The 21698-nt window shown below is 70.7% G+C and carries 15 protein-coding genes; 6 read left to right on the forward strand and 9 right to left on the reverse strand.

Annotated features, from left to right (window positions below):
• Positions 1-14: 14 nt before the first annotated feature.
• The 6 genes from Q4V64_RS06480 to Q4V64_RS06505 form a co-directional block, all read right to left on the reverse strand.
• Positions 15-1109, reverse strand: coding sequence for a BMP family ABC transporter substrate-binding protein (locus Q4V64_RS06480; RefSeq protein WP_253267525.1), 1095 nt, complete (start codon positions 1107-1109; stop codon positions 15-17).
• A gap of 112 nt (positions 1110-1221) precedes the next feature.
• Positions 1222-1974 (reverse strand): purine-nucleoside phosphorylase, encoded by a 753-nt coding sequence (gene deoD / locus Q4V64_RS06485; RefSeq protein WP_253267524.1) that lies wholly within the window; start codon positions 1972-1974, stop codon positions 1222-1224.
• Entirely contained in the window at positions 1971-2720 is a 750-nt protein-coding gene (locus tag Q4V64_RS06490) for a glutamine amidotransferase (protein WP_124445612.1), read from the reverse strand. Before Q4V64_RS06490 ends, deoD begins: the two co-directional genes overlap by 4 nt.
• 78 nt (positions 2721-2798) lie before the next feature.
• A complete protein-coding gene (locus Q4V64_RS06495; RefSeq protein WP_303709148.1) occupies positions 2799-3863 on the reverse strand; it encodes a LacI family DNA-binding transcriptional regulator in 1065 nt (354 codons plus the stop codon).
• Complete coding sequence (locus tag Q4V64_RS06500) at positions 3853-5226, reverse strand: amidohydrolase (RefSeq protein WP_303709150.1); 1374 nt, start codon at positions 5224-5226, stop codon at positions 3853-3855. Before Q4V64_RS06500 ends, Q4V64_RS06495 begins: the two co-directional genes overlap by 11 nt.
• Positions 5227-5297: 71 nt before the next feature.
• Positions 5298-6581, reverse strand: a complete 1284-nt coding sequence (locus Q4V64_RS06505; protein ID WP_172629612.1) for an alpha-L-fucosidase — start codon at positions 6579-6581, stop codon at positions 5298-5300.
• 421 nt (positions 6582-7002) lie between these two features.
• Between Q4V64_RS06505 and Q4V64_RS06510 the strand changes: the two genes are divergently transcribed.
• From Q4V64_RS06510 to nagZ, 6 genes are read left to right on the forward strand one after another with little or no spacing between them, the layout of a single operon-like run.
• Positions 7003-8439, forward strand: a complete 1437-nt coding sequence (locus Q4V64_RS06510) for an ABC transporter substrate-binding protein (RefSeq protein WP_172629611.1) — start codon at positions 7003-7005, stop codon at positions 8437-8439.
• A 22-nt stretch (positions 8440-8461) separates the two neighbouring features.
• Positions 8462-9532: an ABC transporter permease gene (locus Q4V64_RS06515; protein ID WP_124445610.1), complete on the forward strand. Its 1071-nt coding sequence runs from the start codon at positions 8462-8464 to the stop codon at positions 9530-9532.
• A complete protein-coding gene (locus Q4V64_RS06520; protein WP_124445609.1) occupies positions 9529-10473 on the forward strand; it encodes an ABC transporter permease in 945 nt (314 codons plus the stop codon). The genes Q4V64_RS06515 and Q4V64_RS06520 overlap by 4 nt, the downstream gene beginning before the upstream one ends.
• The gene (locus tag Q4V64_RS06525; RefSeq protein WP_124445608.1) at positions 10470-11492 is read left to right on the forward strand and encodes an ABC transporter ATP-binding protein; all 1023 of its coding nucleotides are present in this window, start codon (positions 10470-10472) and stop codon (positions 11490-11492) included. The genes Q4V64_RS06520 and Q4V64_RS06525 overlap by 4 nt, the downstream gene beginning before the upstream one ends.
• On the forward strand, positions 11489-12598 hold the full coding sequence (locus tag Q4V64_RS06530; RefSeq protein WP_124445607.1) for an ABC transporter ATP-binding protein: 1110 nt from the start codon (positions 11489-11491) through the stop codon (positions 12596-12598). Before Q4V64_RS06525 ends, Q4V64_RS06530 begins: the two co-directional genes overlap by 4 nt.
• Complete coding sequence (nagZ, locus tag Q4V64_RS06535) at positions 12595-14067, forward strand: beta-N-acetylhexosaminidase (RefSeq protein WP_124445606.1); 1473 nt, start codon at positions 12595-12597, stop codon at positions 14065-14067. The genes Q4V64_RS06530 and nagZ overlap by 4 nt, the downstream gene beginning before the upstream one ends.
• A gap of 19 nt (positions 14068-14086) precedes the next feature.
• Here the strand turns inward: nagZ and Q4V64_RS06540 are convergent, their stop codons facing one another.
• The 3 genes from Q4V64_RS06540 to Q4V64_RS06550 all read right to left on the reverse strand — a co-directional run bounded on the left by Q4V64_RS06540 (position 14087) and on the right by Q4V64_RS06550 (position 21696).
• Complete coding sequence (locus Q4V64_RS06540; protein WP_216377746.1) at positions 14087-15427, reverse strand: helix-turn-helix domain-containing protein; 1341 nt, start codon at positions 15425-15427, stop codon at positions 14087-14089.
• Positions 15424-18567: a family 20 glycosylhydrolase gene (locus Q4V64_RS06545; protein ID WP_124445605.1), complete on the reverse strand. Its 3144-nt coding sequence runs from the start codon at positions 18565-18567 to the stop codon at positions 15424-15426. Before Q4V64_RS06545 ends, Q4V64_RS06540 begins: the two co-directional genes overlap by 4 nt.
• Positions 18568-18756: 189 nt before the next feature.
• Positions 18757-21696 carry a hypothetical protein gene (locus tag Q4V64_RS06550; protein WP_124445604.1) on the reverse strand — a complete coding sequence of 980 codons (2940 nt, stop codon included), beginning with the start codon at positions 21694-21696 and terminating at the stop codon, positions 18757-18759.
• Positions 21697-21698 lie beyond the last annotated feature (2 nt).

The following is a 21698-nucleotide window of genomic DNA, read 5'->3' on the forward strand; positions in this document are numbered from 1 at the left end:
TCAAGGCCGTTCGGTTAGAGGGCGCTGGGCACCGTGACGGAGCCGGACTTGACCTTGTCGGCGGCTTCCTGGACCTCGGTACGGATCGTCTCGGGCACCAACTCCTTGAAGTGGTCGTCGTTCACGTAGCCGACGGCGTCCTCGGCGAGACCGACGGTGGAGACGGCGCCGTACTTCAGGGTGTCCTTCTGGTCGTCCTGCGCGGCCTTGTACAGGGCGTTGCCGACGTTCTTGAGGATGGAGGTGACGACGGTGTTCTTCTGCGCCTGGTCGGTGAGGGTCTGGTACTGGTCGGAGTCGACGCCGAACGCGTACCGCTTGGCGCTGACGGCCGACTCGAAGGTGCCGAGCCCGGAGAGCCCGGCGACCGGCCACACCAGCGCGGCTCCCTGGCCGTACATGGCGGTGCTGATCTCCTTGCCCTTGGCGGGGTCGCCGAACGGCTTGTCGCCGCCCACGTATTGGACGAGGACGTCGGAGTTCTTTCCGCCGGCGGCCTTGAAGCCCGACTTGAAACCGACGACGAAGTCCTCGATCAACGGGATCTTCACGCCGCCCATGACGCCGACCTTCTTCAGGGATTCGGTTCCCTTGAGGGCTTTCGCGGCCACCAGCTTCTCGGCCAGGAATCCCGCGAGATAACCGCCCTCGTTCTGCTTGAAGGTGACGGAGTAGACGTTCTCGCACTTGTTGGAACAGGCGCCGTTCTTGCCGCTGTAGTCGACCGGGGCGTCGAAGACCCAGAACTTCTTGTCCGGGAATTCCGGGGCGAGTTTGCCGATGTAGTCGGTGACGTCGAAGGTGCCGGCGGCGAGGATGTCGTAGTCGTCGGCCGAGGCGGCGTCCTCGAAGCCGGGCTCCCACTTGGTGCGGTCGGAGCCGAGCTCCACCACCTTGAGCTGGTAGCCGAGGTCCTTCGTGGCCCGCTGCAGGCCGGCGTAGGCGGAGTCGAAGAACGACTTGTCGCCCAGCCCGCCATTGATCACCAATTTGATCCGCGGCTTGCCGGACGAGGCCGCTGCGGAATCATCCCCGTCGCCCGATCCTCCGCACGCGCTCAGCGCGAGCATGCCTGTCACCACGACGGCGGCGCTTCTTCCGTATCTCATCTTCGATCTCCTGATCATTTCGTCGCCGAGTGAGCGGCTGCGTCGACAGTAGAAAGTGCAAAACGTTTTGGCTACGTCGCCCGGTTTCTGTTTGATTTCAGGCGGGGGAATTTCAGGCGTCGGTGAGCAGCGCGGTGGCGGCGATGCGCAGAGTCCGGTCGAAATCCGTCTCGCGTTCCCCGGCCGTGAGGGCGTCACCGGTGCGGAGGTGGTCGGACACCGTCAGCACCGCGAGGGCCTCGCCGCCCTCCGCGCAGGCCACGGCGTACAGTCCCGCCGCCTCCATCTCGACCGCGAGCGTGCCCCGGCGCTCCAGGGCGTCGAAGAGGGCGGGGCGGTCCAGGTAGAAGTGGTCGCTGCTGAAGACCGGTCCGATGTGCACGGCCTCGGCCCCGGACAGCTCCCGCTCGGCGGCGTCCGCGGCGGCGCGCAAAAGCTTGTAGGAGGGGGCGAGGGAGAGGGTCACGCCGTCCACGAGGACGCGGCTGACGCTGGAGTCGGTGTGCGCGGCGGACGCGACCACCACGTCCCGGACGGACACCGAGGCCGGGATCGCGCCCGCCGTGCCGACCCGGACGATCCTGCGCACGCCGTAGTGGCGGAACAGCTCCGTCGCGTAGATCGTCACGGACGGGATGCCCATGCCGGAGGCGAGCACCGACATCGGCACGCCCCGGTGGCTTCCGGTGTAGCCGAGGATGCCGCGTACGTCGGTGACCTGCCGTGCGTCCTGAAGGAACGTCTCGGCGATCCGCCGGGCGCGGCGCGGATCCCCCGGCATCAGGACCAGGGGCGCGAAGTCGCCGGGGGCGGCGGCGATGTGGGGTGTGCCGGTGACGGACGTGTCCAGCTGTCCGGGCGTCACAGTTCCGCTCCCGCGAGCCAGCGTGCCAGCCGGTCCCACAGCTCGGCGTAACCGTCCCACGCCAGGAACGGCGGCGGTGCCCAGTGCGGTGCCACGTCGGAGGTGAACGCCGCGGATCTGCCCGCGCCGTGGCCGCCGACGACGAGCAGCGGGTGCCCGGCGCACTCGGCGAGCAGCGACGCCTCCGGCCGCGCGGCGACCTCGTTGAGGCCGAGCAGCGCGGGCCACGACCGGTCCAGTCCTCGTACGACCGCGTGCTCGCCCACCACTTCGGGGGCGGCTCCGGCCGGGAGTTCCACCCGGTCGTCGCGGTCCAGGATCGTCACCGGCAGGGCGGCGGCGAGCGGGGAGCGCCCCCATCGCGCGCGGGCGTCGATGCCGCTGAAGGTCAGATAGCCGCCGATCATCAGCACCCCGCCGCCCCGCTCCACGAAGCCGCGCACCAGCTCGGACCGGTCGGGCGCGGGGACGGAGTCGTTGAAGGTCTCGGGCGGGAGCTGGAAGCTGTTGGCGCCCACATCGCTGATGACCACGACGTCGTACGCGTCGAAGCCGTCGGCGGTGGCAGGGACGCGGGTCGGGATCTCGTGCGAGGGCACGTAGGTCACGTCGTGGCCGCGTGAGCGGAGCGCGTCGAGGAAGGCGCCTCCGCCCTCGGTGTACTCGGAGGTGTGGAAGGCGTCGAAGCCTTTCTGGTGGACCGTGTAGGTGAACCAGGACTCGCCGACAACGAGCACTCTGGGCATGGCGAACCGCCTTTCGAGGCAGGGCGTATCGGCACGGGAACTCCGTGCGTTACGACGGCAGTTGAAGTCCGGCGTGGGTCAGCGGGCGGCGGGTGCTGTGCTGCCGCGGACCTTGAGTTCGACGGGAAGGGTGTGCCGGGAGGCCGGCGGGACCTCGCCCCGGGTGACGTACTGGAGGAGTTGCGCGGTGGCGGTGCGGCCCACGTCGTAGGCCGGCTGGTGGACGGTGGTCAGGGGCGGATGCGCCAGCGAGGCCGCCCGGATGTCGTCGAAGCCGACCACCGACACGTCGTCCGGCACCGACAGCCCCGCCTCCCTCAGCGCCAGGAGGGCGCCGAAGGCCATCAGGTCGTTGGCCGCGAAGACGGCCGTGCAGTCATCGGGGAGACCGCCCTCCTGGAGGAGCCCCGCGACGAGGCCGTATCCGGAGGTCTCCTTGAAGTCGCCGACGCGTTCGACGACTTCGCCCCGGAAGGCCCGTACGAAACCGTTGGCACGGGCGTTGCTGCTCTTCAGGGCGCGCGGGCCGGTCAGCATGAGGGCCCGGCGGTGGCCGAGCGACCGGAGGTGCTCCCCCACCAGCCGCCCGCCCGCCTCGTGGTCGGCGGTGGCGATGAGGACGCCTTCGAGGCCCTCGACCTCCTCGTCGGCGAGCGCGATGGGGAACTTGCCCATGAGGGCCTCCAGCCTCCGCCGGGACGGCGGGGACCCCGAGGCGTACACCATGCCGTCGATGAACCGGCTGCGGATCATGCCGAGGTAGCGGTCCTCGCGGTCGGCGTCGAACTCGGTGTTGCACAGGATCAGGCCGTAGCCGAGGTCGTGGGCGGCGTCCTCGGCGCCCTTGGCCAGCTCGGCGAAGAAGGTGTTGCTGATGTCGGGGATCAGCAGGCCGATCACCGAGGTGGAACCGGCCTGCAGGCTGCGGGCCAGCGAGGCCGGGACGTAGCCGAGCCGGTTGACGACGCTGCGGACCCGTGCGGCGGTGTGCTCGTTGACCGGCCGGTTGCCGCTGAGGACGTGGGAGACGGTGGTGGCGCTGACGCCTGCCGCGGCGGCCACGTCCTTGATGGACGCGGGGCGCCGGACGGCCGCCCGCCGGTACGGCTCGGAGGTCATGGCCTCGTACGGCTCAGGGGTCATAGTGCTGCACCGCCCTGCCGTGGGAGGTGTCGAGGATCCGCGCCACCCGGGTGTCGGCCTCGGCCAGCAGCGCGGGCTCGTCCACCGTGAGCAGTCGGCCGTCGCGCATCAGGACCCGGCCGTCGACGACGACCGTCCGTACGTCACTGGCGCGGGCGCTGTAGACCAGCGCGGCGCGCGGATCGTGCAGCGGACGGCAGTGCGGACCCGACAGGTCGGTCAGGACGATGTCGGCGCGCATGCCGGGCTCCAGCGCCCCGATCTCTTTCTGCAGACCCAGGGCGCGGGCTCCGCCGCGCATGGCCAGGCGCAGGGTGTCGGAGACGGTCATCCAGGTGGCGTCCCGTACCGCCTGCTTCTGGGTGAGGGCCACCAGCCGCAGTGCTTCCCACACGTCGAGCGTGTTGTGACCGGCGGCACCGTCCGTGCCGACGGCGACCGCGACTCCGGCACCGAGGAGGTCGCGGACCGGGGTGAGCGGGGACAGGGCGTGCTTGAGGTAGACCTTGGGGCAGCAGGCCACGGCGGTGGTGCCGGCGTACTCGGCGAGCAGCGGCAGGTCGTCCTCGACGATCCCGCAGCCGTGCGCGATCAGGGCGCCGGCGTCCAGCACCCCGGTCTCGTGCAGCACCCGGATCGGGGTGATGCCGCGCCGCTCCAGGCTGGACCGGGTCTGCTCCAGGTGCTCGGCGGCGTGGATGTGCATGCGCAGTCCGAGCCTCCGGGCGTGCCCGGCGAGGGTCCGCAGATCGCCGTCGTCGACCGTGTACGGGGCGTGCGGCCCGAGCGAGACGGTGACCCGGCCGTCGGCACCGCCGTGCCAGGCCTGCGCGAACGTCACCGTCTCCTCCAGGGCCGCCTCGCCCCGGCTGCTGAAGTACGTGGGCGCGATGTCGGCCCGCAGGCCGGTCTCGGTGACCGCCTGGGCGATCTGCTCGGGGAAGAAGTAGTGGTCGGCGAACGTGGTGACACCGGAGCGGATCATCTCCGCGCAGGCGAGCATGGCCCCGATCCGTACGTCCGCGGGGGTGAGGTTGGACTCCATCGGCCAGACACGGTCGTTGAACCAGCCCTCGACCGTCACGTCCTCGGCCGCGCCGCGCATCAGCACCATGGGGCTGTGCGTGTGCGCGTTGACCAGGCCGGGAACGGCCAGGAGCCCGCGCCCGTCGATCACGTCCGCCGCATGGCCCGGACCGGAGGCGCCGGTGGTGCCGGTCGGCCGTACCGCCTCGATGACGCCGTCCGTCACGACGATGTCCTGCGCCCGCAGAATCTCGCACTCGCCCTCCGGCGGGACCCGCAGCACATCGCAGCCGCTCACCAGGAGGCGGCGGGTCGATGGAGGCGTTCTGTCGCTCATGGCGCACAAGCTAGATACCCAAAACGTTTTGCACAACCATGGGATCCGGGCGCCTCGCGAACCACGACCACTCACTGCTCCGTCAGGAACAGCTCCACGACTGGCACGAGCACGTCCGGGCGGGTGACCGGGAGCGTCAGGGTCAGGGTGTCGGCGGCCTGCGACAAGGGGGCGAGGTGGGCGTGCGGCTGCGGGGTGCTGTCGAGAAGGCTGATTCCGACTTCGCTGCCGTCGCTCAGCAGTTGGGCGTATTTCACCCGGCCGGCCAGACCGGGCAGATGGACGTGCTTGAACGGCCAGGAGAAGAGATGCAGATAGAGGCGGTTGCCGCGAAGGGTGTAGACACCGTGGGCGGGCGGCGTGAACGGCGCGGGACCGGCGCCGTGGACGGCGCGGGCGTGCAGCCGCATCCAGTCCGCGATGGAGCGCAGGATGGCGCGGGCCCGGGGCTCCATGTTCCCGCGGCCGTCGGGACCCACGTTGAGGATCATGTTGCCGTTGTTCGACACGGACTGGACGAGCATGCGCACCACGTCGCCGGGGTCCTTGAACTCCAGGTTGTCGCGGTGGTATCCCCACGAGCCGTTGAGGGTCTGGCACGCCTCCCACATCACCTCGACGCCGTCCTGGGTCGGCGGACGGTCCGGCTGGTACTGCTCGGGGGTCACGTAGTCGCCCGGGATGCCCAGGCGGTTGTTGACCACGATGCCTGGCTGGAGGGCGCGGGTCATCGCCAGGAGTCGCGGTGAGTCCCAGGCCTCGGGGCCCTTGCCCGGCATTCCTCCACGCTTCCAGGGAAACGTGAAGTCGTAGAACATCAGGTCGACAGGGCCGTACGAGGTGAGCAGTTCCCGGACCTGGGCGTGCAGGTGGGCGCGGTATCTGCCCATGTCGCGGCCGGAGTTGAGGGCGGACACGTCCGGCGCGTTGCGCAGCGGGTGGATGCCGTCGATCACGTAGTCGGGATGGTGCCAGTCGATGAGCGAGTGGTAGAAGCCGACCTTGAGCCCTTCGGCACGGATCGCGGCGACGAATTCGGCGACGAGGTCCCGGCCGCAGACCTTGGCCGAGGTGTAGTCCGTGACCGCCGAGTCCCAGAGGCAGAAGCCGTCGTGGTGCTTGGTGGTCAGTACGACGTAGCGCATGCCGGCCGCACGCGCCGTACGGGCGATGTCGGCGGCGTCGAACAGGTCGGGGTCGAAGTGGTCGACATATCTATGGTACTCGGCGTCCCCGATCTCCTCATAGCTGCGCACCCATTCATGCCGTGCGGCCATGCTGTAGACGCCGAAGTGGACGAAGAGACCGAACCTGGCCTCGCGCATCCAGCCGGTCACCGAGGGCGTCTCACGCATCTGAGTCAATTCAATGCCTCCGCTTCGACTGAGAAACATTCTTCCCCTCCCAAGGCACTCAATGAAACAGGCCTACGACATACGAACCAGGTTCCATTATGTTGTGGAACCAGGTTCGTTTATCGAGGATTTCCGCGCTTTCCTTGACAGCCGACATTTTCTACTCACAGAATGCGGCATCCGAGATGGGAGGTCAGCCGTGCGGCTCAGATGGTCCCTCAGAACCGGTCCGGCATCGCTCGCAGTGGTGATGAGTCTGACACTCACCGCCTGCCAGGACAGTGGTTCGGCGAGTTCAGGCAGCGGTTCCATGATGATCAATTACGCATCCGGAAAAACCGTGCTGCAGCGCAACTTCAATCCGCTGACCAGCACCGGGGACGCTTCTCCGGGAACCAGGATCTATATGTATCAGTCACTCATGGGAGTGGATGTCCTCAAGGGTGGCGAATTCGAACCGTGGCTCGCCTCCGGGCAGAAACTGTCGCCGGACGGCCGTACGCTGACCGTGGACATCGAAAAGAAAGCCACCTGGAGCGACGGCAAACCGGTCACCGCCAAGGATGTGGTGTTCACCTTCCAACTGGTGAAGAAGACACCGGCGCTCAACTCGTCCGGCATCTCGTTCGCATCGGTGGCCGCGCAGGGCGAGAAGACGGTCGTCTTCCATTTCGACAAACCCGCCTTCACCCAGGTCGCGTCGATTCTCCAGCAGTACATCGTTCCGGAGAAGTACTGGACGGGAAAGAACCCGCTCACCTACACCAACCCCGATCCCGTGGCCAGTGGCCCGTACACACTGAAGCGGTTCGACCCGCAGCAGATCTCGCTGGCGCTGCGCGGCGACTACTGGCGCAGCAAGATCCAGGTCAAGCAGATCCGGCTGCCCGTGGTGAACTCCGTCACCGAGATCTCCCAGTTGACCAGCGGCCAGGAGGATGTGAGCGGCGGCGCCATACCCAACCTGGAGAAGCAGTACGTCAACAAGGACCCGGCGAAGAACGGCTATTTCTATCCGACGTACGGAGCCCTGATCCTGGTCTTCAATCACGACCGGGGCGCACTCAAGGACGTCCATCTCCGTAAGGCGGTCGAGCTGGCGATCGACCGCAAACAGCTCATCCAACTCGTCACTCAGCTCGGCGCCGACCCGATCAGCCAGACCGGCCTGGACGCCACGACGCAGGGCAAGTGGCTCGACCCCGCGTACAAGGAGGCCGTCCAGACCGATCTCGCGGCCGCCAAAGCCCAGCTCCAGCAAGCCGGTTACACCCTGAGCGGCGGCAAGGCGGTCAAGGACGGCAAGCAGCTCACACTCAACTACATCGAGGTCGCCGAGTTCGCGGACTCCGTGCAGCGGGCCCGGATCATCGCCGACCAGCTCGGCAAGATCGGCATCAAGGTCAACGTGCAGCCCCTGGCCAGCGGCACCTACACCGACACCCGGGAGAAGGGAGACTTCGACCTGGCCTCGTACGGACTCGCGTACGGCGCTGTGCCGTGGCAGATCTACAACCCGCTGCTGAACAGCGAGTTCGCCGGCACACCGAACGGCGGCAAGGCGCAGACCAACAACTACCTGCGCTGGCGCGACAAGAGCACCGACGACCTGCTGAACCAGCTCGCGAACACCGGCGACGAGCAGACCCAGATCGACCTCACCCGGAAGGTGGAGAAGATCGTCGTCGACCAGGTGCCGTACGTGACGCTGTCGAACATCACCGCCGGCTGCGCGTGGAGTGCCCGCAACTGGACCGGATTCCCCAGCAAGAGCAACCCGTACGACATCTGTGCGCCCTGGAACGGCGGACCGGCGTTCGAGAACGTGCTCGCCCATCTGAAGCCGGTGAAGCAATGACCACGGCCAAGGAGTCCGCCCGATGACGGCGACGACGCTTCCGGCCGGTGACGCACGGCCGTCGGCGGCCGCGGGCGGGCTCGCCCGCCGCCGTCGCGGCGGTCGGGCCCGGGTCCTGCTGCGCCGCCTCGGCTTCTACGTCGGGACCGCCGCCGTGGCCATCACCCTGAACTTCGTCATCCCCCGGCTCATGCCGGGGGATCCCGCCTCCGTCATCCTGAACAAGCTGGCCCAGCGCTCACAGGTCACCCCGGCGACCGAGAAGTCCATCAGGGCGTTGTTCGGCGTCCCCGACCAGAACCTGTGGCAGCAGTACCTGCACTACCTCTCCCAGATCGCGCACCTCGACTTCGGGGTCTCCACCGCGTACTTCCCGCAGCCGGTGCGCGAGTTGATCTCGCAAGGCCTGCCGTGGACGCTGGGCCTGGTCAGCCTGACCACCATCCTGGCGTTCCTGCTCGGCACCGGACTCGGCATCGTCTCCGGCGCCCGGCCCGGCAGCCGCCTGGACAGCGTGCTGGCGCCGCTCGCGACCTTCCTCGGTTCGATGCCGTACTTCTGGGTCGCCACCATGCTGCTTCTGCTGCTGTCGGTGAGCCTGCCGGTCTTTCCCTCGCAGAACGGCTACGACCTCAACCTCGGACCGGGCTTCAGCCCCGCGTTCGTCACCAGTGTGATCGCGCACGGTTTCCTGCCCGCCGCGACCATCGTCGTCTCCTCGGTCGGCGGCTGGCTGCTCGGCATGCGCAACATGATGATCACCACCGTGGCCGAGGACTACGTCAGCCTCGCCGAGGCCAAGGGACTCGGCCGCGGGCGGATTCTGCTGGCGTACGCCGCCCGCAACGCCATGCTGCCGCAGGTGGCGGGCCTGGCCATCTCGATCGGCACGGTCGTCGGCGGCTCGCTGCTCGCCGAAGCGGTCTTCGCCTATCCCGGCATCGGTTACCTCTTCTACCAGGCCGTGGTGAACCTCGACTATCCGCTGATGCAGGCGCTGTTCCTGATCATCTCGCTCTCCGTGCTCGTGGCCAACTTCATCGCCGACTCCGTCTACGTCCTGCTCGACCCACGCACCCGGGAGGACGCATGACACTCGCCGTCCCGCCGGCCGCCGCGCTCGCTCCCGCGACCGGCCGGCTGACCTGGCGCACGGCGCTGCGCCGGCTGATCCCCGCCAACCGCAAGGCCCGCACCGGGCTCGCGATCATCGCCCTGTACGTCCTCGTGGCCGCCGTCGGCCCGTGGATCGTGCAGTCGCTGATGGGCCTGTCCCCCACGGAAATCACCGGGGCGGTCCTTCAACCCCCTTCCGGGGCACACCCGTTGGGCACCACCCAGGACGGCACCGATGTCCTCGCCCAACTCGTCGTCGGCACCCGGACGTCCCTGCTCGTGGGCGCCCTGGCGGCCGTCGTCTCCACCACGCTGTCGGTGGCCGTCGGACTGATCGGCGGCTACTACGGCGGCCTGGCCGACTCGGTGCTCGGCGCGCTCACCAACGCCTTCCTCGTCCTGCCCGGGCTGCCCCTGGTCATCATCCTCGCCGGGTATCTGCGGGGGCGGGGCGGGCCCTTCGCGGTGGCGCTGGTCATCGGACTGACCGGCTGGGCCTGGGGCGCCCGCTCCAAGCGCGTGCAGACCCTCTCTCTGCGCAACCGGGACTTCGTCGTGGGCGCCCGGCTGCTCGGTGAGAGCAATCTACGGATCATGCTCGTGGAGGTGCTGCCCAACCTCCTGCCGGTGATCTCGGCGACGCTGATGCTCTCGCTCGTCACCTCCATCCTCGCCGTCTCGGGCCTGGACTTCCTGGGCATCGGTGACATCAACGCCGTCAGCTGGGGCACCATGCTCTACTTCGCGCAGCAGCGGCAAGCGATGATCTCCGGTGCGTGGTGGTGGTTCGTGCCACCCGGGATCGCCATCACCGTGCTCGGCGCCGCCGCCGGGCTCGTCAACTTCGGCATCGACGAACTCACCAATCCGCGGCTGCGTGGCACCCGCCGCAAGGCCGTGCGGAAGGCGGCGCGATGAACCAGGACACCGCGGGAGACCTGCTGCTGGACGTGCGGGACCTGAGTGTCGACTACGGCTCGCAGGGCGAACCCCTGCCGGCCGTGTCCCAGGTGTCGCTGCGTCTGCGTCGCGGCGACATCCTCGGCATCGTCGGCGAGAGCGGCAGCGGCAAGACCACTCTCGTCAACGCCCTCCTACGACTGCTGCGCCCACCCGCTGTCGTCCTGTCCGGCAGCGCCACGCTCCACCCGCGCTCGGGCGCCGCCATCGACCTGCTCCACGCCGACGCCCGCGAACTGCGCAGGACGCGGTGGGAGCACACGGCCGTCGTCTTCCAGAGCGCCATGAACGCCCTCAACCCCGTCTCCAGGCTGAGCGCCCAGTTCACCGACGTCCTGCGCGCCCATCGCCGTATCTCCAAGTCCCAAGCCCGCGAACGCGCCGCGCACATGCTCGAACTCGTCGGCATTCCCGCCGCCCGGCTGGACAGCTATCCGCACGAGCTCTCCGGCGGGACGCGCCAGCGGGCCACCATCGCGCTCGCCCTGGTCTGCGAGCCGGATCTGCTGGTGATGGACGAGCCGACGACGGCTGTGGACGTGGTGATGCAGCGGCAGATCCTACGCCAAGTGATCAGGTTGCAGCGAGAGTTGAGATTCTCCGTCGTCTTCATCACGCACGACCTGTCACTGCTGCTCGAGATCGCCGACCGCATCGCCGTGATGTACGGCGGGCGGATCGTGGAGAGCGGACCGGCCGGGGACCTGTACCGGGACCCGAGGCACCCGTACACGCGCGGACTGCGTGACTCGTTCCCGCCGCTGCGCGGACCGATGCGCCAACTGAACGGTATCCCCGGCAACCCGCCCGACCTGCGCAGCCTTCCGCCGGGCTGCCCCTTCCAACCACGGTGCCCGCATGCGACGCCGGACTGCGCAACCGCACCTCCCGCACTCATCGGGCACGGCGCGGACCGCGCGGTGGCCTGCGTCCACGCCCAGGACCTGCCCGCGCCGACCACTGGAGGGCGAGTATGACCGACGAACAGGCCCCGGCGCGTACGGTCGCGGAACCGGCCCCCGTACTCGAAGCGGTGGACGTCACCGTCCACTACCCGGTGCACCGCGCACGCGGTGAGACCGTACACGCGCTGGAGAACGCCTCACTGCGCCTGCGTCCGGGCCGCACAGTGGCCCTGGTCGGCGAGAGCGGCAGCGGCAAGTCCACCTTCGCCCGGACACTCGCCCTCGCCCAGGAGCCCACCAGCGGCAGCGTCCTGCTGTACGGGAAACCGGCCTCTGCGCGAGGCCGACGGGCCCGCCGCGCCTACGCCCGCCGGGTCCAGATGGTGCTCCAGGACCCGTTCGGATCACTCAACCCCCTGCACCGCGTGCGATACCTGCTCGAACGGCCGCTGCGGCTGCACGGCACCGTCAGGGACCGTGACGACGTGGAGCGGCGCCTGCGGGCCCTGCTGGAACGCGTGCGGCTCACCCCGCCCGAGCGTTTCCTGGACGCCTTCCCCCACGAGCTCTCCGGTGGCCAGCGGCAGCGCGTCGCGATCGCCCGCGCGCTCGCCGTCGAACCCGAGGTGCTGCTCGGCGACGAACTGGTGAGCATGCTGGACGTCTCCATCCGGCTGGAGATCCTCAACCTCCTCGCCACCCTGCGCGACGAGGAGCACCTGGCCATGCTCTACATCACCCACGACATCGCCGGCGCCCGGTACTTCGCCGACGAGATCGCGGTGATGTACGCGGGGGAGATCGTCGAGTACGGCACGGCGGAGGACGTCACCCAGGCCCCGGCCCATCCGTACACCCGGCTGCTGCTGGACTCGACGCCGGATCCCGACCGGATGGAGTTCCTGGCCGGACGTACGAACCCTGGTGACGGCGTGGTGCCGGACACCGCCGAGGACGACTACGGGGAACCCCCGGACCTGGTCCACCCCCCGTCCGGCTGCCGCTTCCACCCGCGCTGTCCCTTGGCACGCGCAGCATGCCGCACCGAGCAGCCCCCGCGCGTTCAGGTGACGGACCGGCACTGGGCGCGCTGCGTGCTGCTGTCGGAGCCGAGCGACGACGTTGCCTCCAAGGTCACCGCAACGGGTGATACGACCACTGAGGCGATGAACCGGTGACCGCCCTGCCCGGTGATCTGGTCGAGGCCGCGAACCGCTGCCTCGTCCTCGGTTTCGACGGCAGAACACTCCCCGGCGAGCTGAAACGGCTGGCCGACACCGGACTCGGCGGCGTCATCCTGCACACCCGCAACGTCGCCGGGCGGGCCCAACTGCGTGAGCTCACCGATGAGTTGCGCTCATTGCGGCCCGGCTTGCTCGTCACCGTGGACCAGGAGGGCGGCGGCATCAGCCATCTGGCCCGGGCCGGGGCGCCGGAGACCCCGGGGGCCTGGGCGCTCGGCGTCGCCGACGACACGGCGCTGACCGCCGCCGTCGCGAACGCGCTCGCCCGGCACCTGGCCGAGTGCGGAGTGGGCGTGAGCTTCGCCCCGGTGGCCGACCTGCACCGGGTCTCCGTCAACCCCATCGTGCGCACCCGCGCGTTCGGCGCCGACCCCGGCCACGCGGCCCGGCACGTCACCGCCTGGACCGAGGCCACGCTGGCCGCCGGAGTCGCTCCGTGCGTCAAACACTTCCCGGGCCACGGCTCGACCGCCGTGGACAGCCATGTGAGCGCCGCGCTCGACACCAGGGACGAGCGAGTTCTGCGCGAGATCGATCTGCTGCCCTTCCAGGCCGCCATCGCGGCGGGCGTCCCGCTCGTCATGACGGCGCACGTCGTCTACCCGGCGCTCGACGCCACCGCCCCCGCCACCCTCAGCCGCCGCGTCGTCACCGACCTCCTGCGAAGCGAACTCGGTTTCCAGGGCGTCATCGTGACCGATGCCCTGGAGATGAAGGCGATCGCCGACGGGGTGGGCGAGGCGGCCGGCGCCGTCGCGGCGATCGCCGCGGGAGCCGACCAGATCATCATCGCGAGCCCGGACCCTCAGCTGTGGCTGCGCTGCCGGGACGCCCTGCTCGACGCGATGGTCCGCGACGCGCTCGACCCTGCCCGGGTGGTCGACGCCGCCCGCCGCGTCGACGCCCTGGCCGAGCGGTTCGCGCAGCCACCTGCCACCGGCCGCGGTACCGATCCCGGTCTCGATCCCGGTTCCGGGGACGTGGGGCTGCTCGCCGCCCGCCGGGCCGTCCGGTGGAAGCCGCTGCCCGGTCCCGTCTTCGATCCCTTCGTCGTCGACCTCCACCGCCCCTCGCACCCCGCACTGGAATGGGCCCGTACGGACCTCGTCACACTCCTGCGCGAGGTCATGCCCGGTTCCGACGGCGTAGTGGCCACGCAGGGCCCCGTGGACGTGGCCGGCATCCTGCGGCGCGCCCAGGGGCGACCGCTGCTGATCGCCACCGAGGACGCGGACCTGTATCCATGGCAGGCCACGGCCCGCACCGCCCTGCTCACCGGCCGCCCCGACGCGCTCCTCGTCGCCACCGGCATGCCGGACGCGGAGACGGAGGCCGCGGACGGGCTGTGCGCGTACGGGCGGGGCCGGGCCAACCTGAGAGCCGTGGCCGAGGCGTTGCTCTGACCGGACTCGTATCCAGGGCTCACATGGTTTCGAGGGCGTGGCCGTCGGCGGAACCGGTCAGCGCCGCGACGATCGCCAGGCGGTACACCCCTGTCGGCCGCCCCTTCCGATGGGTCTGGGCACATCCCTCGAAGGTGACCAGGCCGTGCGCGTGGAGTTTGCGGACCAGACGCCGACCGCTGGGATCGGTGATGGCCATGGCATCGGCCAGTTCGCTCGGGGTGACGGTCCGTCCGGCCACATCGTGCTCGATCGCAGTCAGCCTGGACAACGTTGCCGGACTCAGCCCGACGGTGCGCGCGAGTTCCCGCATGCGGTCGCCCTGATCGCGGTGGGGCCGGGCCGACGGCTGCCCTGCCGACTGCCCGCCCGGCCCGATGGGCCCGATGACCAGTCCGCCGTCCTCCATCAGGTAGCCGCACGGCCGGTTCTCCGACTCCGCGCGGGCGGCGGCCCGTTCGGCCAGCACCACCGAGGTGCGGGCCGAGGGTCCCGCGCCGAAGCCGGCTGCCACCCGCACACCCAGCGACTCCTGGGCCCGGCCCAGCACAGGAACGGCGAGCCAGTCACGGCTGAGGCGCTCGAACAGCGTGCGGTGCCCGAGGACCACCACGCCGCGCCGGCCGCGGTTCTCGATCCAGCCGTCGGTGAGTTCGGGCGTGGCCCGCAGCAGGTGCAGCAGGTCCCTGCGGCTGCGCTCCAGGTCACCGGGGCAGCCGTGCCTGCTGACGCAGAAGACACCCGCGGCGAACCCGGCGGCGCCCGCCCGCTCGGACCGGATGCGCAGCAACAGTTCATGCAGTTCCGAGCGGATGCTGGACGGTGTGGGCGAGCCGTTCAGCGCCCGCAGGACGCCGCGCAACTGCCGCAGCACCGCGGTGCGGGCGGTGATGACGTAGCCGTCGCCGTCGTGGAGGGACCGCTGGTGGAAGGCGCAGATCTCGTCGACACTCTGGTCATCGACGTACGGCAGGCAGGTGACACGGGTGCGGTCGAGGTGCAGCGCCTCCGTCACCTCGGAGACCACCTCGTGGTCGAAGGTGTCGATGCTGACCGGAACCGCCTGCCAGCCGCGGGCCTGCGCCTGGGCCAACGCCAGCGCCAGGTCGAGGGCGGAGCTGCGGGTGACCGCGATGGGGAGGGTGTGGGGGAGGACGTCACGGCAGGCGCGATAGGGAACGGCACCCACCAGCAGTCCGTCCAGGGCATGCCCGTCGACGAGGCTCTGAACGCGGGGCCGGATCTCCTGCTCGTGCCCGTAGGTGACCCACTTCAGTGAAATGCCGGACAACGGCTCGACGGCCTCCTCGAAGACCCCACGGCGGCTTGCGTGAACGACGAGTCCGATGGACAAGCTCACGACGCACCCACGACCGTGATGGCGATCGGGTAGCTGCCGACCCGGATGGGCGGGCCCGTCTCGCCGTCGGCGGTCAGGATCGGTACCACGGTGCCGTCGGCGCCCACCGCGGCGTACGCCACCGTCCCGTCCGGGGTGTAGGCGATCTGGGTGGGCTGGAGACCGAGCAGGACGCTGCTGCGGAGCTTGCCGGTCGCCAGGTCGACGAAGGCCGCGGTGTAGGTGTCGTTCACGCCCACGGCGAGGGTCTTGCCGTCCGGGCTCACGGTCAGGCCGAAGGGCGCGCCGCCGACGTCGATCGGGGTGCCCGGGGTCCGGGTGGCGGTGTCGATCGGCAGCACCGTCCTCGCCGTCTGCTGACCCACGTACACCGTGCCGCCGTCCCGGCCGATCGCGATGCCGAAAGGACTGTTCGGCACCGGCACGGCGGTGCCCGCCGTGCGGGAGGCGGTGTCCACGGGGACGACCTGGTTGCCGGTGCGGCAGGCGACCCAGAGGGTGGCGCCGTCCGGGCTGATGGCCAGGTTCTCCGGCCCGGCGCCGACGGTGATCTCCGGGCCCGCCGTCAGGGTGGCGAGGTCGACCGGTAGCACGGCGTTGTCGCTGTATGCCGAGACCCACAGGGTCTTGCCGTCCGGCGACAGCACCAGGCCCGCCGGGGTGGTGCCGACCGGCACCGTGGCGGTGACCTTGCGGGTGGCGGTGTCGATGACGCTGACCGACGCCGAGCCTTGGTTGGCGACGTACAGGGTCGTGCCCGAGGGGTCGGCGACGATCGTGCCGGGCAGCTTGCCGACGGTGACGGCGTCCTGCGCGGTGCCGGTGGCCAGGTCGATCGGGGTGACCGTGCCCGAGACGAAGTCGGCGTCGAACGCGGTGGCTCCCTTCAGGCTCGCCGCCGTGGTCATCGCCGAGCCGGTGGCGCCCGCGTCGCCGCCTTCCGAGGCGGCGACGGCGCGCAGTTGCGCGAAGCCGGTGGCGGCGTCGGCCGGGGCCGCCACGGCCCACTTCAGCGTGGCGGTGGCGCCCGCGTTCAGCCGGGCCGGTGCCGTGCCCTGGGGCTGTGTGGTCCAGCCGTCGGGAGTGTCGAGCGACACCTTCGACAGGGTCACGGGGCGGTTGCCGTGGTTGGTGAGCGATACGGTGGCGCCGCTCCGTCCGCCCGCGGGCACGACCGGATCGTCGATCGTCAGGGCACCCGTCACCTGCGAGGTGGCCGCTGCCACCGTCCAGCGCTGGCCCTTCCCGCCGGTGTCGTAACGCTGCACGAGCGCCGTCCCCGCTCCGCCCGAGGGTGCGGTCAGCACGCGTCCGCTGAGGGCGGAGCGGACCACCAGCCCGCCGGCCGTCGGTTCGGTGAGCCACTTCTGGGCATCCGAGTCGGCCGCGCAGTCCGCCGTGACGATGCGCGCGTCGTCCGCGTACGACTGACCGGCGACCTCGGCGCAGCGTCCGTCCGCCTGCGAGCGCAGGGTGTACACGCCGTCGGAGTCCTCCCGCAGCAGCCAGCCTCCGGCCGCGTTCGGGGCGGCCGCGGTGACGAGCGAGCCGGTGCGGTCCTCGGCCCCTTCGGCGACGGCGTACGGGCGGTCGCCCGCCCGCAGGGTGTAGACGCGGTCCGCCGCGAGAGCGCCCGTGGTCCGGTAGCCGGGAGCGTGGCCGATCGCCTGCTCGACGGGCTGGAAGTCCGCGTACGAGGAGACGAGCGGGCTGCCGCCCCAGTTCTTCTGCGCGAGTGCGCGCAGGGGTCCGAACATGCCCTGTTCGACGGCGCGTTGGCTGTCGCCGTAGGCGGCGGGCCATACGCCCATGGCGGCGCCCAGGAGGTGGGGGTCGTCGGCGGGAAGGGTGAGGCCGCCGCTGAAGAGGGACGGGGTGAACGTCTCGTAGATCCACTGGGCGTTGGGCGGGCCGCCGCTGGCGTAGTAGAGGGAGTCGGAGACGTTGACGAGGTCGTTGCCGTTCGCGGCGATCTCGGCGGGAGTCGTCCGGACGTCCTGGTGGATCCAGTAGTCGACGACGACGCCCGGGTCGAGCTTGGTGGGCATCCCCTCGTAGAGCTGGTCGTTCCAGACGTGCAGGGTACGGCCCTTGCTCGCGACGTAGTCGTGGATCCGGTTCTGCCACAGCACCCAGGAGTCGGCGGCCGGTGCGTCGGAACCGGCCTGCTCGCGGGCCCACTTCACCAGCGAGGGGTACTGCTCGTAGGCGGCCGCGGTACTCAGGTACTCGTCACCGCCGCCGTACCAGTCGCTGCCCGGGAACTGCGGCATCTGCTCGTCGAGGAGGGAGGTGACGTACGGCAGCGCCTTCGGGTCCGCCATGTCAAGGTTGGACGGGTTGGCGGTACCGGAGGCGTCGGCGGCCTGCAGCCCGGGGTGGGCGGCGAGGTAGTAGTCCATGTGGCCGGGTGTGCCGACCTGTTGGACGACCTGCACGTGGTAGCGCTCGCCCGCGCTGACGATCTGCTGCACCTGTGCGGGCGAGTACACCGGGCCGGTGGCGGAGTTGTTCTCCGGGTGCGCCGCACTGGCGACCCGCATTTCCAGGTGCAGTCGGTTGTACTTCAGGTACGACATGTCCTTGATGAGCCGGAGCAGCCACGGCACCGAGAAGAACTTGCTGCAGTTGCACAGGGAGATGCCGCGGTACGGATAGTCCGGCCAGTCCTTCGCCGAGCCGGCCGGGAGGGTGCGGCTCTGGGTGAGCATCTGCAGCACGGAGCGAGTACCCCAGAACACGCCGGTGTCGGTGGCGCCGCCGATCACGGTGGTGGTGGCGACGGACAGGCGGTAGCCCTCGGCCTTGGGCCGCACGGCCGGATCGGTGCGCAGGACGACATCGTGCGCGCGAGCGTGCCCCTTGGCGACGTCGACCTTGCGGCCGAGCAGGTCGCCGAGGTCGGTGGCGAAGGTGCGGGCAGTGGCGGCGAGCCCGGGATCGTCGGTCACCACGCGGGTCGAGGCATCGGCGGTGAAGGACCCGGCAGAGCCCGCCGAAGTGGTCCACTGTTTCAGTGCGGGGATCGTCCAAGGTCTGCCGGCACCCGCCGCCGCCGCGGGTGGCACGGCTGACAACACGCCCAATACCAGCCCCGACGCGACGAGCAGTGGCAGCAGGACACGGCGGATCGTGCTCATGCGGAACTCCTGCCCGAGGCGTGACCTCTGGTTCTCCGACTGGCGCGTTGATGGTACAAGCCACCCATTCCCCAGAACAAGATGAATGGTTGAACCAGACGTCAGCCACCGGCGCGGAGACACCACGGCAAGAGGGTCTTGACCTTGGGCCCCGGTGCCGGGGCGGCTTGTCGCCCCGGCACCGCCGTGTCACTCCTCGTCGCGCAGCCGGGCCGCCAAGGAGGTCAACGGTTCGGTCTCCTCTGTGTGGCCCAGGGCGGTCAGGCGGGAGACCGCCGCGTCGAGGCGGGTGAGGGCGGGGGCGGGGCGTTCCAGGTAGATGCCCTCCACCGCGCCCGCGAGGCGGACGCACTCGGCCCACTCGCCGGCGCTGTCGTCGTCCCTTCCCGGCTCGCCGAGCAGAGCGAGGGCCTTCTCCACGGCGGCCAGGGCGTCCTCGTACTCGCCGGCGTAGGCGTTGACCCGTCCGTGTTCGTAGGCCAGAGCGGTGTCCAGGGAGCGGCCGTGGGCCTCGTACTCGGCGGCGCGGGCCTCGTCGGCGATCCGGCCGGCGTCGGCGAGGAAGCGGCGGGCGTCGGCCAGGCCGTCGGGGCCCTGCTGCTGGGCCTGGAGGCGGGCGAGTTCGCGCAGGCAGTTGCTGAGCTGCTCGTAGCGCGGGGCCCGGGCGTGGGCGGCGATCGCCTGGTCCGCCGCATCGCGGGCCCGGCCGAACTCGCCGGACTCGCCGAGGAGTACGGCCGTCTCCGCGGCGATCATCGCGTGGCTTCCCGGGTCGTCGTCCCAGCCGGCCGATTCGGCCGCGAGGGCGACGAACTCCGCCGTGGCGGCCTTGAGGTCCTCCCCCGTGTGCAGCGCGCGGGCGCGGGGCAGGCGCAACTGAGCCACGATCCGGTCGTCCAGCTCTCCGGCGGTGACGTCCGGTTCGGCCAGCAGGGAGTCGAGCAGAGCGATGCAGTCCTCGACGCGGCCCAGGTCGAGGCTGAGCTGAGCCGCGTTGCTGTACGCGCAGAACGCGTCCGTCCGGCTGCCGCGGCGAAGCTCCAGCTCCGCGGAGCGCGTCAGGTGCCGCAGGGCCTCGTCGGGGCGGCCCAGGTGCATGCAGGCCTGGGCCAGATCACCGTGAAGGCGGCCGGTGTCCATCGTGTCGGCCGGCCAGTCGGCGGCCAGTCGCAGGCCCTCGGTCAGGTCCGCGTGCGCGGCCTGCGCGTCCTGGAGGCCGAGTTGGAGCCGGCCGCGCAGTCCCAGCGTGCGGGGCAGGTGCCAGGCGGGGCCGTGCGCCTTCAGCCGGTCGAGGAGGGCGTCGATCTCGGTGACCGCGGCGGGCAGGTCGCCGGAGATGGCATACGTGCTGGCCCGCAGCAGCAGGGCGCCGGAGATCTGCCCGACGATGTCGTGCCGCGAGGCGAACGCGTGCAGCTGGTCCACCTCGGCGAGGACCGGCGCGACGTGCTCCTCGCTCCCCGACGTCTGCAGGCGCAGGGCGAGCGCGGTCGCCCGCATCCGCAGCAGGCGGGCCTCCTGGAACGGGTCGACGCCGGGCGTCTCCTCGTGCATGCGGACCATGGACGCGTGGGCGGCGGTCAGCGCGGCGGCCTTCGCCTCGGCTGCGTCCGCGCCCTCCGCGGGGATCTCGGCGGCGGCGACCAGGGCGCAGGCGCGGCCGAGTGCCGCGTGACCCGGCAGGCCGGCGTCGTCGTACAGGGCCGCGGCCTCCTCGTGGAGGGCGGCGGCGTCGGCGAACTCATCCCGCTCGCCCGCCTGGCTCGCCTCGTCGTCCAGGAGGTCCGCGCGCAGTTGCACGAGCGGGCCCACGGCCGGGTCGTCGGGGTGGGTGTAGTCGCGGGCGGCGACGAGCGTGCGCAGCCGCGCCCAGCAGGCCTGTGAGTCGGGGTGCCCCTGCTCGTCCAACGTCCTTGCCCGGAGGATGAGTTCGGGCAGCGAGTCGGGGACGGCGGCGGCTGTGCGGGCGGCGGGCGCGGCCACCGGCGCCGCCGGGGTCACGTCGTCGAGGTTGCGGGTGCGCAGGGTCAGTTCCAGTGCGTCCAGGAGCGGGGCACGGTCGAGGCGGGCCTTGCGGCGGTCGGTGCGGGCCGTGGTTCCGTTGCGAGCGTCGAAGCGGGCGGCGAGGTCGTCGGCGCGGCCGCGTACCTCGGCGCGCAGGCCGGCCACCGTCCAGGTGCGGCCCGCGTATCCGGCGGCGGGCAGTTCGCCGTGGCCGAGGAACTCGACGCGCTGGAGGAGAACCTCCACGCCGGTGAGGAAGCCGAGCAGGTCCGCCGGCGAGTCGACCTCGTCGAACAGGTTCCGGTTCTCGGCGAGCAGTTCCAGGCCACGCGCCTCGTTGCCGGTCAGCGCGCAGAACTCCAGATGCCGGCCGACCTCCTGGGACATCGAGGGGTTGCGGCGGCAGCCGCGGTAGCCGGCGAGGTGCAGTTCGCGGGCCCGGTCGGTGCGGCCGGTGCGCAGCAGGGGCAACAGCGCGTACGAGACGGAGCGGGCCGGCTCCTCCTTGCAGGATTCCTTCCCGGCCAGGACGGGCTCCCAGATGCTGAGCGCCCGCTCGTCGTCGCCCGCCCTGCGGTGGTACAGGGCGCGCTCGCAGATCTCGCAGGCCTCGCAGTCGCTGAGCCGGGTGCGGGTGCGGCCCGCCCACAGCTCGTAGGCGAGGGCGGTGTCCTCGCCGACGTGGGCGGCGAGCTGGTACGCCTGTCCGTAGTAGGGCTGGAGGCCGAGGTCGGCCTTCTCGTACCGGTCGCGCATCTCCGTCAGCCACTGGCGCACGCTGGCCAGCGGTACCTCGGGCAGCGCACGCAAGGCGCCCGCCACCCACTTGAACCGCCAGAACAGCATGTGGCGCAGGCGCTCGTCGAAGACGTCGGGCTGCTCGTCGAAGAGGGTCAGCAGGCGGGCGAAGACGACGGGCGACTTCCGGGGTTCGGAGCCGTAGGTGTACGCCTCCTGGAGTTCGAGGAGCGCGTGGACGAGGGGGACGGGCTCCTCGAACTGCTCGGCGGCGTCGACGAGTTCCTCGGCGATGACGGTGCGGGTGCGGCCGTAGGGGCGCCGGTCGTTCTCCTGGAGCGCCTGGAACAGCTCGTCCGTGCTCTGGGGATGGGGTGCGGTAGGCATCG

The sequence above is a fragment of the Streptomyces sp. NL15-2K genome, assembly GCF_030551255.1.
Taxonomy (GTDB): Bacteria; Actinomycetota; Actinomycetes; order Streptomycetales; family Streptomycetaceae; genus Streptomyces.